Here is a 13,384-nt window from a genome sequence, read left to right on the forward strand (position 1 = left end):
TTTCCTATCTTTGGGGATGAGCAGAAACCTACTTTTAATAAGCACCTCTACCACGCACGGCACGGGCTACCTGGAGCACGCTGAGGCGGAGATAAAGAAACTTCTGGAAGGCAAAAAAAGCATCCTGTTTATACCCTATGCCCGCCCGGGAGGCATCTCGCACAACGACTATACCGCAAAGGCGCGCAAGGCCTTTGCCCAATGGGGCATCAGCCTGACCGGCGTGCAGGAATATGACGATGCGGTAAAAGCCGTGAGAGAGGCGGAGGCCGTGTTTATTGGCGGGGGCAATACCTTTGTGCTGCTGCGGCAGCTGTACCAGAACAAGCTGGTGGAGCCGCTACGGGAGCGTGTGAGGCAGGGTATGCCTTACATGGGCACAAGCGCCGGCACCAACGTGGCTGGCAAAACCATCGGCACTACCAACGACATGCCCATTGTGCATGTAAAAACCTTTGATGCGCTGCAACTGGTGCCATTCAATATCAACCCGCATTTCCTGGACCCAGACCCGAGCTCTACGCACATGGGCGAGACCCGCGACACTCGCATTGCAGAGTTTCATCATCATAACCGCCAGCCGGTGGTGGGGCTGCGCGAAGGCAGCATGCTGCGCGTGCAGGGCGACAAAATACAGCTGCTCGGGCCCCACCCGGCGCGTGTTTTTCTGCAGACCGGCAAGCCAATGGAGTTCAAGGCTTCAGAGGACCTTAATTTCCTGATGGAGGCTTATTAAGGCAGAAGTATAACCTGTAGCCAAAAACGACCCCTGCCCCACCAAGGAGGGGGATTTTTACCTCCCCTGGCCCCTCCTAAAAACAGGAGGGGTACTTTTCGTGCAGGATTGTTCCATTTCAAGGGAGAAAGGGATGACAATTCTTCCCACATTCCCCTCCTCGGAGGGGTTAGGGGTGGGGTCACACCTGCACTGCATTAGTAAATCGAACTTAGGTTACTTACTACGCCATAAAAACAAGAGGGCACCCCATTGCGGTGGTGCCCTCTTTACTCTCAACTTTAGCCAATTTTAAGTCTTAGTTACTCGCGTGCTTGTCGTCCAGGCGCTTGAGTAGCATTTTTGTGAAGTCGCGCTCGCCGCGGTAAAGCTTGATGAGCTGCTTGTTGGTGATGATTCTCAGGTATTTGCCGGCATACTCCTTTTCCAGCTCCAGCTCTTTCTCCTTCGTCACAAACATGTTATCGATCCGTGTTTTGGCTTCCTGCTCGCTCAGGGCTTCCACGTCTTCGCGGTAGCCGCTGCGGTAGCCTTTTATCAGGGCGCGGCGCTTTGCCTCATACTCGTTGTATAGCGGCCAAAACTTCTGCGACTGCTCTGCTGTAAGGCCCATCTTATCGGTCAGGAAGGCTGTTTTGGCGGCCTCCACGTTTTCACGACGTTCCTCGGAGCGCCTGTCCTGGGCCATGGCTGCTGAACTGCACAGGGCAAAAGCGCAGCATAAAATCAAAAATGAAAAATATCGTTTCATGGGTGAATTAGTATTCCATATGGTTAAGGTCATAGTACTCCAGCTCTTCCTCTGCCGCCTTTGGGCTTACATTCAGCATCTCTGAGGGCAGCTCCTGCTCCTGCAGGTTGTGCAGCTCTGCAAAGTCGGCTGTTTCCAGGGTGGCGTAGGTGCTAAGGTAATCTACAATGGCGGTGTCGGGTACCCCGGCCAGGTTGATAATAGGCTTATCGGGGACGCTGTAAAAGAAGGCAGCCACAAACACCAGCAGCAGCACCAGCGGCGCTACGGCCAGGCGCAGCGGGCGCCACAGGCTTTCCAGCCAAAACGCCTGTTCCTGCGCGCTTTCGGTGCGCTCCATCACGCGGGCCGGAAGCCGGTCAAAGTAACCGTCCGGCACCTGGTAAGGGTTGCGCTTGGGTATGTCGCTCAGTTTTAATTCGTTTTTCATTCCAGTTAACTCTGCTTATTAGAGCACGCTCATACTTTATAGTTTAATCTCTTTTCAGAAATTCTTCAATTTTTTTTACGGCGATGTGGTACGAGGCCTTCAGGGCGCCAACGGAGGTGCCCAGTATCTCCGACATCTCCTCATACTTCAGGTCCTCGAAATACTTCATGTTAAACACCAGCCGCTGTTTATCCGGCAGCTGCAAGATGGCTTTCTGCAACTTCAGCTGCACCTCGTCGCCGGCCAGGTCGGGCGAGGCTTCCACTTTCTCGGTCAGCTCGGCGGTAATGTCGTGGAGGGGCAGGAAGAACTTTCTTTTTTTGCTGGACAGAAAAGAGAGGCACTCGTTGGTGGCAATACGGTAGATCCAGGTATAAAGCTGGGCATCCTGCCGGAAATTCTCCAGGTTTTTCCATACTTTCAGAAACACGTCCTGCGTCAGGTCGTCGGCATCGTCGTGGTCTATCACCATCTTGCGGATGTGCCAGTATACTTTTTCCTGGTACTTGCGCACAAGCTGGTTAAAGGCCATGTTGCGGCTCTCTGGCTGGGCAAACTTCTCAAGTAGGTCTTTGTCTTCCAACGGAACGTCCGAGTAATCTGAATTGGCGGGCTCAGCGGCAGGTTTGCCACCGAGGTAACAGCAAGTATACAAAAAAATAGAGGGAGATACCGCGGTACCTCCCTCTAAAAAATGTAAGTGGCAAAAAATGCTTATTTGCGGCTGATGGCGTGCTCGGCGGCGGCCACAATGTTATTTTCTGTCAGGCCATACTTCTCCATCAGCTCGTCCGGCGTGCCAGACTCCCCAAAGCTGTCGTTTACGGCCACATACTCCTGCGGGGCAGGCTTGGCCGTGGCCAGGGCCTGGGCCACGCTGTCGCCGAGGCCTCCGATGCGGTTGTGCTCCTCTGCCGTTACCATGCAGCCTGTTTTGGCTACCGACTTCAGCACCGCCTCTGCGTCCAGCGGCTTAATAGTATGGATGTTGATGATCTCAGCGGAGATGCCCTTTTCCTCCAGAATTTTGCCGGCAAGTATGGCTTTCCACACCAGGTGGCCGGTGGCGATGATCGTTACGTCGGTTCCCTCGTTCAGCATCACTGCTTTGCCGATTTCAAACTTCTGGTCGGCTGGCGTAAACACCGGCACCGACGGGCGTCCGAAGCGCAGGTATACCGGGCCTTCGTGCTCGGCTATGGCAATGGTGGCCGCTTTTGTCTGGTTGTAGTCGCAGGGGTTGATCACAGTCATGCCTGGCAGCATCTTCATCATCCCGATGTCCTCCAGGATCTGGTGCGTGGCACCGTCCTCACCCAGCGTAAGGCCGGCGTGCGAGGCGCATATCTTCACGTTTTTGCCAGAGTAAGCCACAGACTGACGGATCTGGTCGTACACGCGGCCGGTGGAGAAGTTAGCGAACGTGCCAGTGTAGGGAATTTTGCCCCCGACGGTCATGCCGGCGGCCAGGCCGATCATGTTCGCCTCGGCAATGCCCACCTGGAAGAAACGCTCCGGAAACTCTTTCTGGAAAGCGCCCATCTTTAGCGAGCCGGTCAGGTCGGCGCACAGGCCTACCACGTTCGGGTTCTGGCGGCCTACTTCCAGCAGACCGTCGCCGAAGCCGGAACGGGTGTCTTTTTTCTCTGTATAGGTATACTCTTTCATTTGTGTTGTTTTTTCTTGAAGCTTAAAAGGCGCCTGCCGCAAGCTTTATACTTGTGCGGGCCGGCTGCCCATTATCTGTTAAAAATTCTTACGGTTGTTGTAGCCCCGGACCGGATGGTAAAATCCTGCACAAAGGTAAACTTGCTCGACTGCGCCGTTTGCATTCTGTACACTAACTTATACTTGCCGGGCTGCAGGGCAATGGTCACCTTACTGTTGTCCTCGGGCAGGTTGCACATCCAGCGCTGGGCGCCGCTCTCATGCAGCTCATACACGCTGCCGTAGCCCTGCACCTGCGATGGGATGGCCAGCTGACCCGGAGGCGGAATCGTAATGGTATTGGTTTCCCCTGATTTTATCTCCACGTTGCGCATGATGATGCGCGGCATCGTAAGGATTTCCAGGTCATACTTGCCCGCCAGGTACTTGTGCCTGTTCCCGAAGGTTTGCACGTTCAGGGTTTTGTCGGAGCCTGCCTGCCGCACAATGGTGTTCAGAATGCGGTATGGCGAAGGCCCGTCCTGGCGCAGGTATAGCTGGCCTTGCGGCGCCTTTACCCGCACCACATTGTGCTTGCCGGGCTTTATCGTCAGGTTGCGCTCCAGCACCGGTGGCACTGTGTTTACCAGCAGATGGTAAGGCACCAGGGCATCAATGTCCAGTAAATCGGTTTTGCCTTTGCCGTCCAGGTAATGCACGTAGTCATACTCTGCCTCCCCGGTGAGGGCGTTTACAAATGTCATATTCACGCCGGTCTCGCGGGGCCGGTCCTGCGCATCCAGCAGCTCCACGCTCACGGTGGTCTCGCTCAGCGTCTGCGTCACGATCTCGGTCAGCACCTTCTCGAAGGTCTTGATATCGGCGGCGTTAAAGTACTGCCCAATGCAATCCAACTGGTTCTCGTGCTCCCGCTCTATGCCAATGCCAATCACAAAAGGTCGAAGGAAAATGCGCTTCTTCTGCAGGGCCTCGGAAGTGGCGCAAGGGTCACCTCCGCAAGACTCCAGCCCATCGGTAATCAGAATAACCACGTTTCGTGACTTCTCTTCGGGAAAATCGCCGGCCGCCTGCTGCAGCGAGTACGTGATGGGGGTGTTGCCCCGGGGCACAATGGCATCCAGCTTACTTTTGATCGCCTGTGCGTTGTTCTTCCCAAAAGGCACCTCCAGCTTGGTGTCCTGGCAGTCGTTGCGCTCCCGCCCAAACTGGTGGCCATAGGCGCGCAGCGCCACCTCCACGTTGTCGTAACGGTCCAGCGAGTCTACCAGGTGGCTCAGCAGGTTTTTGGCAACGGCCATGCGGTCGCTGTCTTCCCACTTGGCCATCATGCTTCCGGAGGCATCCAGCAGAAAGAGGATGCGCGTTTTAGGCTTCGGCTTTGCTTCCTGGGCAAAAGCAGCGCCTGTTGCCAAACACATCAGCAACATAAAAAGGGCGGCTATACTTTTGCTCCAGCTTACCATGGGCTAAAACGAGTGTGGGTTGTTAATAGTCTGATGCAGAGTCTACGGCCAGCTGCTGCAGGGCAATCTCCAGCTGCTCGTCGTTAGGCGCTATGCCATGCCATTTGTGAGAACCCATCATAAAGTCAACGCCGAAGCCCATCTCCGTGTCCATCAGAATTAGAACAGGCTTGCCCTTGCCTGTAGCGGCTTTGGCATCGTCCAGGGCGGGCAGCAGCATCTCAAAGTTGTTTCCGTCGGCCTCCAGCACATGCCAGCCAAACGCTTCGAACTTGGCGCGCAGGTTGCCCAGGTCCATAACTTCTTCGGTAGAGCCGTCAATCTGCTGGCCGTTGCGGTCCACGGTGGCAATCAGGTTGTCTACTTTGTGGTGGGCGGCATACATGGCAGCTTCCCAAATCTGGCCTTCTTCCAACTCGCCGTCGCCCATCAGCACGTATACCAGCTTGTTGTCTTTGTTCAGTTTTTTGGCTTGGGCGGCGCCCACTGCGGCCGACAGGCCCTGGCCCAAAGAGCCGGAGGCGATACGCACGCCCGGCAGTCCCTCGTGGGTGGTGGGGTGGCCCTGCAGCCTGGAGTCGAGCTTGCGGAACGTAGCCAGTTCTTTTACATCAAAGAAACCGGCACGGGCCAGCACGCTGTACCAAACAGGGGAGATGTGGCCGTTAGACAGGAAGAACAGGTCTTCGCCCTCGCCATCCATGGTAAAGTCGGTGCTGTAGTCCATCACCCGGAAGTACAGCGATACAAAATAGTCTGTACAGCCAAGTGAGCCGCCCGGGTGGCCGGAGTTAACGGCATGCACCATACGCACAATGTCGCGGCGCACCTGAGCAGCTGTCTGCTTTAGCTCTTCAATGCTTAGGTTGTGTGGATTCACGATAATTTATTGTTGAAATGTTAAATGGTTAATTGCTGTGTTGCTGTGTAACTGGCCTGCGGGTTTATACTTTAAAGCTAAACCCGTGGCCGCGTAAGCTCATGCTTATCTGGGCAGAGCCTCTACGGGTGTTCAAATATAACAAAAAAACGCAGCTGCCGAATCGGGGCAACTGCGTTTGCTGTTACTTAAGTAGCTGGGCCGTATGGTCCTTGGTCTTTACTTTCGTGATGATGTCCTGTATGGTGCCGCTTTCGTCGATGACGAAGGTGTAGCGCATGGTGCCCATGTACTTGCGCCCATACATCGATTTCTCCTGCCACACGCCATACTGTTCCACGATCTTTTTATCGGTGTCGGCTAGCAGGGTGAAGGGCAGCTCATACTTGCTGATGAAGTTCTGGTGCGATTTCTCGCTGTCTATGCTCACGCCGATCACTTCGTAGCCTTCGCGCTGCAACTCGCTGTAGTTATCGCGCAGGTTGCAGGCCTGGGCAGTGCAGCCGGGGGTGCTGTCCTTCGGGTAGAAGTATAAGATCACTTTCTTGCCGCGGTAGTCGCTCAGCTTTACGGTGTTCCCGTTCTGGTCCTTGCCCTCAAATTCAGGCGCTTTGTCTCCGATGTTCAGTGTCATAGTTTTGTTCTAAGTATCTGGTAGCACTAGCACGGTAAGCTCCGGCTTTCCGGCCGCGTTGCGTGCGTCCTGATACGGTATCACATTATATCCTGGTGGTGTAGGTAGACTCGTTGCCGGCGTTGTCCTTTACCTTCAGGATTACTTCCCCGGACAAAGGTACACTTTTGTCTAACTTTTCAGACCAGATGGTAGCGGTTTTGTGCTCATACTTCATCAGGAGCCACTTGCCGTTTACCCAGGCGTTAAAGGAATTCAGGCCCGAGAGGTCGTCTGAGATCTTAAAGCGGATGCCGTTGCGGTTCTTGCTGATCAAGCGGATGTAAGGCGGCTTGGTATCTTGCAGCACCTTAAACTTGCCCATGTTCTTGGTGTAGAAGGTGATGGTGTTGCCTTCCCATTTGCCGCCGGCATAGCCACGGCCACGGCCGGTGCCCAAAAAGTAGACAGCTGCCTTGCTCAGGTCCAGCCCAGTGGTGTCGGGGCGTATGGTTACCTTCATGGCCTTGTGCAGCGGGGTGAAATAATCGCCTATGGTATACACGCCGTCTTCCAGGGCTGTCTGCAAGTATAACGTGTCGTAGAGCGAGTGCTCGTCGAAGCGCAGCTGCAGGTAATCGTTTTTATATGCTGTTGCCTGACCGGATGGCACCATCTGCTTTAGCCCGAAGTCTGTGCTCTCGCCGCAGAAGCGCATAGAGTCGGGGAGGCCGGCGCGCAGGTCGTACAGGCTCACAGAAACGGAGTTGTTTACATAGCTCGGCACTAGCATCAGCTCTTCCCCGCCTACAAACAGGTTGATGTTCTGCGGCGTGCGGCTGGTGTCGGCAGCACTTACCTTGAGCACATTGCCCAAAATCTCATACTTTATAGATGGCTTGGTAACGCTGGCAGACTTGGTTTGGGTAAAGGTTGGCTTCTGCCCCTTCACTACAAAGCTGAGGGTAGAGGCGTTGTCGTAGGAGTCGCGGGCCACCAGTTTCACCTGATACACCGAGTCCGGCTGCACGGTCAGGCGCCCGTCCTTTTCGTTGGCCTGGTACAGCGGCAAATCGTTGCCATGGTCTATAAAAGCCTTCTGGAAAGTGCGCCCCTGCCGCTTATACTGGTTATAGTTGATGTGCTGCGACACCTGCCGCGACAGCTCAAAAGGCACCTTGTCGATGTAGTGGTTATAGATCTGCTTGCCGTTTACGTACAGGGTTACCTCCTGGGTACCGTTTCTGTTTGTGGCCCCGTCCAGCCTGTCGATGGTTTGCAGCTCCAGCCCCACCAGGCCGTGGGCATACACGGTATCGGGCAGCGTATAATTAGTGCCCACCTGTTTGGTGCGCCACTCTGCCCGCTCAAACTCGTTGTTTATCCGGGCGTTTATGCCCAGCGGGGTCATGCCGATGCTGTAAATATCCGGCGGTGTGGTATCGATCACCTCCTTGAAGGTATAACGCAGCGGGTTGTAGAGGCGGTCTTCCTTGTCCCGGATCTCAAAGTGCAGGTGCGGGCCGCCCGAGCCGCCGGTATTGCCCGACAGACCGATCACGTCGCCGCGCTTCACCGGAAACTGCCCCGGCTCCGGAAACAGCTCAATGTCGAAGCTCTGCTTTTCGTACTGCTGCTGCAGCACGTAGTCTGCCAGCGGCTTGTAATACTCCAGCAGGTGCGCGTAAGTGGTTACCAGCCCGTTGGGGTGCGTCACGTAGATAATGTTGCCATACCCGTAAGTCGACTGCTTCACCCGCGACACGTAGCCGTCGGCGGCGGCGTGCACCTGCAGCCCCACCCGCTGGTCGGTTTTAATGTCGAGCCCGCCGTGGAAGTGGTTAGAGCGTATCTCGCCCATGGTGCCCGACAGGTAATTGCGCTCGCCCGGCTTTATCGGGAACAGGAAATAATCGGCAGGGGCGGGCATGGGCGGCTCTGCCGGCATCTGCGCCATGGCCCCAAACCCCGCAAACACAGCAAGTATGGCTGTGGCAAAACGCTTTTTACTTAACTTCAAAATCGAGGAGTTTCTTGTCTTCAACATATCCTTCCAGCCTGTCTCCAATTTTTACGGGGCCTACGCCCTCGGGTGTTCCTGTATAAATAATGTCTCCCTTTTTCAGGGTGATGAATTTTGAAATGTAGGCGATGATGTCGTCAAAATCGTTGAGCATCATCTTTGAGTTGCCCTGCTGCTTTGTCTCACCGTTCACGTCCAGCCGGAAGCTGATGTTCTGCAAGTCCGGGAACTCCGACAGGGGCAGAAACTCCGATACCGGGGCCGAGCCGTTGAAGCCTTTGGCCAGCGTCCAGGGCAGCCCTTTGGCCTTGGCTTTGGCCTGCAGGTCGCGGGCGGTAAAGTCTATGCCCAGTCCGATGGCGTCGTAGTACTTGTGCGCAAATTTTTTCTCGATGTTCTTGCCCTCACGGCTGATGCGCAAAATCAGCTCCACCTCATGGTGGATGTCGGTGCTGTACTCTGGGTAGTAAAACGGCTCGTTGTTCCGAAGTATGGCCGTGTCTGGTTTAAAGAAAATCACAGGCTCGTCGGGCACCTCGTTTTGGAGCTCGGCAATATGCTCGGCATAGTTCCTGCCGATGGCTAATATCTTCATGCAAAGGGATTTTACGGTTCTATTCTCAAAAATAGGACTTCTAACGGAGAGCCCCAGCAAAACTGCGAAAAATATCTGCAGCCGGGTGTGCAGCTACCCTTTTCCTGCTGTTGTGCCCGCCCGCAAAACAGTGCAATGAAATCTGGTGCTGCATCTATAACTCTAACGCGTGCAGATGTCGTATACTTGTACGGAAACTATACCTTTATTTGCAGGAAAGCTGTATCCACAGCACATGCATTTACGTATTAAGGTATATATGTATAGTAATTAATCCATATAATTGCGATTGGCTTGGCAGAAATTGGTTCAAAATTTGAAATAGGTTTCTGAAAGCTTTTAAATCATGAAGACGATGTATAAGAAAATTATTGCATTTGCAGTAGCTGCGGTTATGTTTGTAGCCTGTACCACGGTGCCGCTAACAGGGCGCCGGCAGCTAAACCTGGTGTCTGATGCGGCGATGCAGCAGCAGAGCTATGCCGCCTACGACCAGGTGATCAGTGAAAGTAAGCTCTCGCGCGACGCCCAGGCCACGGCCATGGTGAAGCGGGTAGGGCAACGCATACAGGGGGCTGTGGAGCGCTACATGGCGGCCAACGGCCTGCAAAGTGAATTGGATGGCTTCCAGTGGGAGTTTAACCTCATTGAGGATGACCAGGTGAACGCCTGGGCCATGGCCGGCGGTAAAACGGCGGTGTACACGGGCATTTTGCCAGTGGCTAAAAACGAAACAGGACTTGCCGTGGTGATGGGGCACGAGATTGCGCACGCCATTGCCAAACATGGCAACGAGCGCATGAGCCAGCAGCTGGCGCAGCAGTTTGGCGGACAGACGCTGGCCGCGCTGGCCGGCTCGCAGCCAAGCACCGCGCAGAGCCTGGTAATGGCTGCCTATGGCGTTGGCTCGCAACTAGGCCTGCTGAAGTATGGCCGCACGCAAGAGTCTGAAGCCGACAGACTGGGTTTGATTTTTATGGCGATGGCTGGTTACAATCCGGAAGAGTCTGTCTCTTTCTGGCAGAGGATGGAAGCGCAGGGCGGCCAGGCTCCACCGGAGTTCCTGTCTACTCACCCGAGCGCCGGCACCCGACAGGCAGACTTGAAAAAGCACATGCCGGAGGCGCTGAAGTATTATAGGAAGTAATCACGCTCTATCCCAAACTACATGACTGCACACGCCCATAGCCGTCGCTTCGGCTTCACCCTTCGCCCGGTAAGTTTGTTGTACCTGCTGTTTTTTCTGATGCTGGCCTCTTCGGCCTGCTCTACAAGAGAGTTTATTCAGGAAGATAGCGCAACAGACCCTGAAGGTGGGGAACTGGAGGCAGAGGTGCCCTATGACGGCAAGTTGCTGGCGCAAGTCGTGTTCGATTCAGTGGACTATATTGTGCCCACCACTGAGCTGATGCAGCCCTTTATCCGGGAGTTTGGCGACGGCACGGTGGTAGACAAGGTGATGATCCATAAGGTGCAGGAGACAAAAGAGGATGAACCCGCTTATTACTTGGTAGGGCTGGGGCAGCAGAACGGCGCTTTCAGAAGTATGGCCCTCGAGCTGGACCTTGCCCCTGACAACAGCTTATACCTGAGCAGCAAAGGAGCGAAGCACATGTGCAAGTCCTCGATTGGCTGTGGGTTCTGCTACTTCACCTTCTCCGGAAACCGCATCACGGGCTGTGAGTGCTCCTCGCGCGCGCCGGGCAACAACTGCGAGCACCGCTTTGCAGAAGGCAACACGCTTTTAAAGGAGGCGCCGAAGTTGAAAACGACCCGCGAGCGCGATAAGAGACGCAGATAAACTTTAGGTGTAAGTATAAAACCAGAGGCAGCCGCTATACTTTAGCGGCTGCCTCTGGTTTTATACTTTAGATAACTCGTGGATACTTTACTTTGCCTTTGCTAAAAGCTGGAGGGGACAGCAACTGAAGAAAATCATATGACACGCCCCAAAGAGCCAGTTTAGTCTTTTACATCAGCATTCATCACTGGTTAAGATACTTTCATGCCCCGTAGCCTGATGCGCGTCAGGATCTTTTTAGTATACAGCGGGAATTCGCTCTTCATCATCCAGTCGTAGTAGCTCGGCTCCTTCTGCAGCACTTCCTCCACCGGCACATTTTTATACTTGCCGAAGTTAAAGACCTCCTGCCCGGCGTTGTTGTACACAATGCGGCCCGACAGGTCGGCTGTTTTCTGGAAGGTGAACTTGTGCAGCGCAGCCATATCGTTCTGCACCGGGTACTCTGTCAGCCCTTCCGAAGTCTCGTAAGGCGTTTCCTGGTAGCGGTCCAGCTGGGCTTTCAGAATCTCGTAAGTCGCCACGGTGTCGGCCTCGGCGCTGTGGGCGTTGTCAAGCTGCCTATCACAGTAAAACTTATAGGCAGCCGACAGGGTGCGCTGCTCCATCTGGTGGAAAATACGGCAGGCATCCACGATGCTCCGGTTCTCGATGTCGAAGTCGATGTCGCAGCGCAGGAACTCCTCGGCCAGCAGCGGAATATCGAAGCGCAGCACGTTGTAGCCGCCCAGGTCACAGCCTTCCAGGAACTTGTTCAGGTCGTGGGCTATCTGCTTAAAGGTAGGGCAGTCGGCCACGTCCTCGTCATAAATCTTGTGGATCAGGCTAGATTCCAGCGGAATGGGAATAGTCGGGTTGATGCGGCGCGTCTTCAGGATCTCCTCGCCGTTGGGCATTACTTTCAAGGCGCTCAGCTCCACAATGCGGTCTTTGCCGATGTCGGTGCCGGTGGTTTCCAGGTCAAAAAATACAATGGGGCGCTTCAGGTGTAGTTTCATACTTTCTAGGATTTCAGAACCGCCTGCGTTAGCGCCTCCAGGTTAATGTTGTTATAGGTGCCCGAGCTCATGAGCAGCAGGTTGGCGTTCTGCCAGTTGCGCTCCAGCAGGTGCTGCTGCAGTGCCTCCGAGTCGGTGTATACTTTCAGGTTCGGGTTTTTGAAGGCGGCTTTCAACTCGTCCTCCGTCAGCATCTCCATGCGCTTGTGCTCCAGTGTTTTCGGGCTGAAGAACACGATCGGCTCATCGGCCAGGTCCAGGGCGCCGGCGTACTGCGGAATAAAGCTTTTGTTCAGGCTGCTGAAGGTATGGAGCTCCAGCACCGCCACCAGCTCTCGCTGCGGGAACTGCTTTTTCACGGCCTCGGTAGTAGCTTTTACCTTGGATGGCGCGTGGGCAAAGTCGCGGTAGATGTTCGCTGTGGCCGACTCGCCAAGCTTCTGCAGGCGCTTGGCCGCCCCCTTAAAGGTTTTCATGGCCTCGTAGAAATCGTGCGCCTTCACGCCGATCTTCTTGCACACCTCCTTGGCCGCGCTCAGGTTGCGCAGGTTGTGCTCCCCAAAGAGCTGCACCTCTACATCGCCCTCTTTCTTGGTATGCAGGATGGTTTTGCCGTTGCGGATGCTATGCTCGTGCACGCCGTAGCCGATGTAGGAGATGTCGGCCGGGTTGCGCGGAACGCTCACCAGCTGCACCTGCTCATCGTCCTGGTTGTAGATCAATGTGCCTGCTTTCGGTGTCATCTCGGCAAAGATGCGGAACTGGTCGCGGTACATGTCCGGGTCCGGGAACACGTTGATGTGGTCCCAGCTGATGCCGCTGATCACCCCGATATGGTGGTGGTAAAGGTGGAACTTCGGCACCCGCTTCACTGGGTCCGACAAATACTCATCACCTTCAATGATAATTACCGGCGCATCGTCCGACAGCTTCACCATACGGTCGAAACCCTCCAGCTGCGCGCCCACGGCATAGTCGAACTTACGGCCCAGGTGCTTGAGCACGTGCATGATCATGCTGGTGATGGTAGTTTTGCCGTGGCTGCCGCCAATCACCACGCGCTGCTTGTCGCGGCTCTGCTCATAGATGAACTCGGGGAAAGAGTAGATCGGGATGTTCAGCTCCTGTGCGCGCTTCAGTTCCGGGTTGTCGGGGCGGGCGTGCATCCCAAGTATAACGGCATCCGGTCTGGCGTCCAGTTTCTCCGGGAACCAGCCTTCCTGCTCCGGCAGAATGCCAGCGGCGGCCAGTCGGCTTTTGGCCGGTTCGTAAATCTCGTCATCCGAACCCGTTACTTTCAGGCCCTTGTCGTGCAGGGCTAGCGCCAGGTTGTGCATGATGCTACCGCCCACGGCGATCAGGTGTATGTACTGAAAATCCTTCTTCTCCATATGCAACAAATGTGTACTCAATCAGACAAAGTTAG

Annotated in this window: 14 protein-coding genes; 3 read left to right on the forward strand and 11 right to left on the reverse strand. The window is 54.9% G+C overall.

What is annotated here, in order from left to right; translation table 11 throughout:
* The first annotated feature begins 16 nt into the window (after nucleotides 1-16).
* On the forward strand, nucleotides 17-736 hold the full coding sequence (pepE, locus tag FJM65_RS09135; protein WP_140621200.1) for a dipeptidase PepE: 720 nt from the start codon (nucleotides 17-19) through the stop codon (nucleotides 734-736).
* Nucleotides 737-1,034: 298 nt separating this feature from the next.
* On the opposite strand, the gene FJM65_RS09140 is transcribed toward pepE, so the two are convergent.
* The 9 genes from FJM65_RS09140 to FJM65_RS09180 all read right to left on the reverse strand — a co-directional run bounded on the left by FJM65_RS09140 (nucleotide 1,035) and on the right by FJM65_RS09180 (nucleotide 9,159).
* Nucleotides 1,035-1,487, reverse strand: coding sequence for a hypothetical protein (locus tag FJM65_RS09140; protein WP_239022892.1), 453 nt, complete (start codon nucleotides 1,485-1,487; stop codon nucleotides 1,035-1,037).
* Nucleotides 1,488-1,494: 7 nt separating this feature from the next.
* The gene (locus tag FJM65_RS09145; protein WP_140621201.1) at nucleotides 1,495-1,917 is read right to left on the reverse strand and encodes a hypothetical protein; all 423 of its coding nucleotides are present in this window, start codon (nucleotides 1,915-1,917) and stop codon (nucleotides 1,495-1,497) included.
* Nucleotides 1,918-1,960: 43 nt separating this feature from the next.
* Nucleotides 1,961-2,500 carry an RNA polymerase sigma factor gene (locus FJM65_RS09150; RefSeq protein ID WP_140621202.1) on the reverse strand — a complete coding sequence of 180 codons (540 nt, stop codon included), beginning with the start codon at nucleotides 2,498-2,500 and terminating at the stop codon, nucleotides 1,961-1,963.
* Nucleotides 2,501-2,631: 131 nt separating this feature from the next.
* Entirely contained in the window at nucleotides 2,632-3,585 is a 954-nt protein-coding gene (locus tag FJM65_RS09155) for a transketolase family protein (RefSeq protein WP_140621203.1), read from the reverse strand.
* A gap of 71 nt (nucleotides 3,586-3,656) precedes the next feature.
* A complete protein-coding gene (locus FJM65_RS09160) occupies nucleotides 3,657-5,048 on the reverse strand; it encodes a vWA domain-containing protein (RefSeq protein WP_140621204.1) in 1,392 nt (463 codons plus the stop codon).
* 22 nt (nucleotides 5,049-5,070) lie between these two features.
* A complete protein-coding gene (locus FJM65_RS09165; protein WP_140621205.1) occupies nucleotides 5,071-5,928 on the reverse strand; it encodes a transketolase in 858 nt (285 codons plus the stop codon).
* A gap of 184 nt (nucleotides 5,929-6,112) precedes the next feature.
* On the reverse strand, nucleotides 6,113-6,562 hold the full coding sequence (gene bcp / locus FJM65_RS09170) for a thioredoxin-dependent thiol peroxidase (RefSeq protein ID WP_140621206.1): 450 nt from the start codon (nucleotides 6,560-6,562) through the stop codon (nucleotides 6,113-6,115).
* A gap of 85 nt (nucleotides 6,563-6,647) precedes the next feature.
* On the reverse strand, nucleotides 6,648-8,561 hold the full coding sequence (locus FJM65_RS09175) for a M23 family metallopeptidase (RefSeq protein ID WP_239022893.1): 1,914 nt from the start codon (nucleotides 8,559-8,561) through the stop codon (nucleotides 6,648-6,650).
* The gene (locus FJM65_RS09180; RefSeq protein ID WP_140621207.1) at nucleotides 8,548-9,159 is read right to left on the reverse strand and encodes a fumarylacetoacetate hydrolase family protein; all 612 of its coding nucleotides are present in this window, start codon (nucleotides 9,157-9,159) and stop codon (nucleotides 8,548-8,550) included. Before FJM65_RS09180 ends, FJM65_RS09175 begins: the two co-directional genes overlap by 14 nt.
* Nucleotides 9,160-9,505: 346 nt before the next feature.
* Between FJM65_RS09180 and FJM65_RS09185 the strand changes: the two genes are divergently transcribed.
* Together FJM65_RS09185 and FJM65_RS09190 are read left to right on the forward strand one after the other, a co-directional pair.
* Nucleotides 9,506-10,306: a M48 family metallopeptidase gene (locus FJM65_RS09185; RefSeq protein WP_317131336.1), complete on the forward strand. Its 801-nt coding sequence runs from the start codon at nucleotides 9,506-9,508 to the stop codon at nucleotides 10,304-10,306.
* 21 nt (nucleotides 10,307-10,327) lie between these two features.
* Nucleotides 10,328-10,960: a hypothetical protein gene (locus FJM65_RS09190; protein ID WP_140621209.1), complete on the forward strand. Its 633-nt coding sequence runs from the start codon at nucleotides 10,328-10,330 to the stop codon at nucleotides 10,958-10,960.
* A 191-nt stretch (nucleotides 10,961-11,151) separates the two neighbouring features.
* Here the strand turns inward: FJM65_RS09190 and FJM65_RS09195 are convergent, their stop codons facing one another.
* Both FJM65_RS09195 and FJM65_RS09200 read right to left on the reverse strand, forming a co-directional pair.
* The gene (locus FJM65_RS09195; protein WP_140621210.1) at nucleotides 11,152-11,958 is read right to left on the reverse strand and encodes a 3'-5' exonuclease; all 807 of its coding nucleotides are present in this window, start codon (nucleotides 11,956-11,958) and stop codon (nucleotides 11,152-11,154) included.
* Between the two features lie 5 nt (nucleotides 11,959-11,963).
* Nucleotides 11,964-13,349: a UDP-N-acetylmuramate--L-alanine ligase gene (locus FJM65_RS09200; protein WP_140621211.1), complete on the reverse strand. Its 1,386-nt coding sequence runs from the start codon at nucleotides 13,347-13,349 to the stop codon at nucleotides 11,964-11,966.
* Between the last annotated feature and the right edge of the window lie 35 nt (nucleotides 13,350-13,384).

Source organism: Pontibacter mangrovi (genome assembly GCF_006385705.1).
GTDB lineage: Bacteria > Bacteroidota > Bacteroidia > Cytophagales > Hymenobacteraceae > Pontibacter > Pontibacter mangrovi.

Excerpts from the sequence above, each read along its gene's own strand:
- pepE (WP_140621200.1), top strand. The coding sequence starts at position 17 with ATGAGCAGAAACCTACTTTTAATAAGCACCTCTACCACGCACGGCACG.
- FJM65_RS09140 (WP_239022892.1), bottom strand. The coding sequence starts at position 1,487 with ATGAAACGATATTTTTCATTTTTGATTTTATGCTGCGCTTTTGCCCTG.
- FJM65_RS09145 (WP_140621201.1), bottom strand. The coding sequence starts at position 1,917 with ATGAAAAACGAATTAAAACTGAGCGACATACCCAAGCGCAACCCTTAC.
- FJM65_RS09155 (WP_140621203.1), bottom strand. The coding sequence starts at position 3,585 with ATGAAAGAGTATACCTATACAGAGAAAAAAGACACCCGTTCCGGCTTC.
- FJM65_RS09160 (WP_140621204.1), bottom strand. The coding sequence starts at position 5,048 with ATGGTAAGCTGGAGCAAAAGTATAGCCGCCCTTTTTATGTTGCTGATG.
- bcp (WP_140621206.1), bottom strand. The coding sequence starts at position 6,562 with ATGACACTGAACATCGGAGACAAAGCGCCTGAATTTGAGGGCAAGGAC.
- FJM65_RS09180 (WP_140621207.1), bottom strand. The coding sequence starts at position 9,159 with ATGAAGATATTAGCCATCGGCAGGAACTATGCCGAGCATATTGCCGAG.
- FJM65_RS09185 (WP_317131336.1), top strand. The coding sequence starts at position 9,506 with ATGAAGACGATGTATAAGAAAATTATTGCATTTGCAGTAGCTGCGGTT.
- FJM65_RS09190 (WP_140621209.1), top strand. The coding sequence starts at position 10,328 with ATGACTGCACACGCCCATAGCCGTCGCTTCGGCTTCACCCTTCGCCCG.
- FJM65_RS09195 (WP_140621210.1), bottom strand. The coding sequence starts at position 11,958 with ATGAAACTACACCTGAAGCGCCCCATTGTATTTTTTGACCTGGAAACC.
- FJM65_RS09200 (WP_140621211.1), bottom strand. The coding sequence starts at position 13,349 with ATGGAGAAGAAGGATTTTCAGTACATACACCTGATCGCCGTGGGCGGT.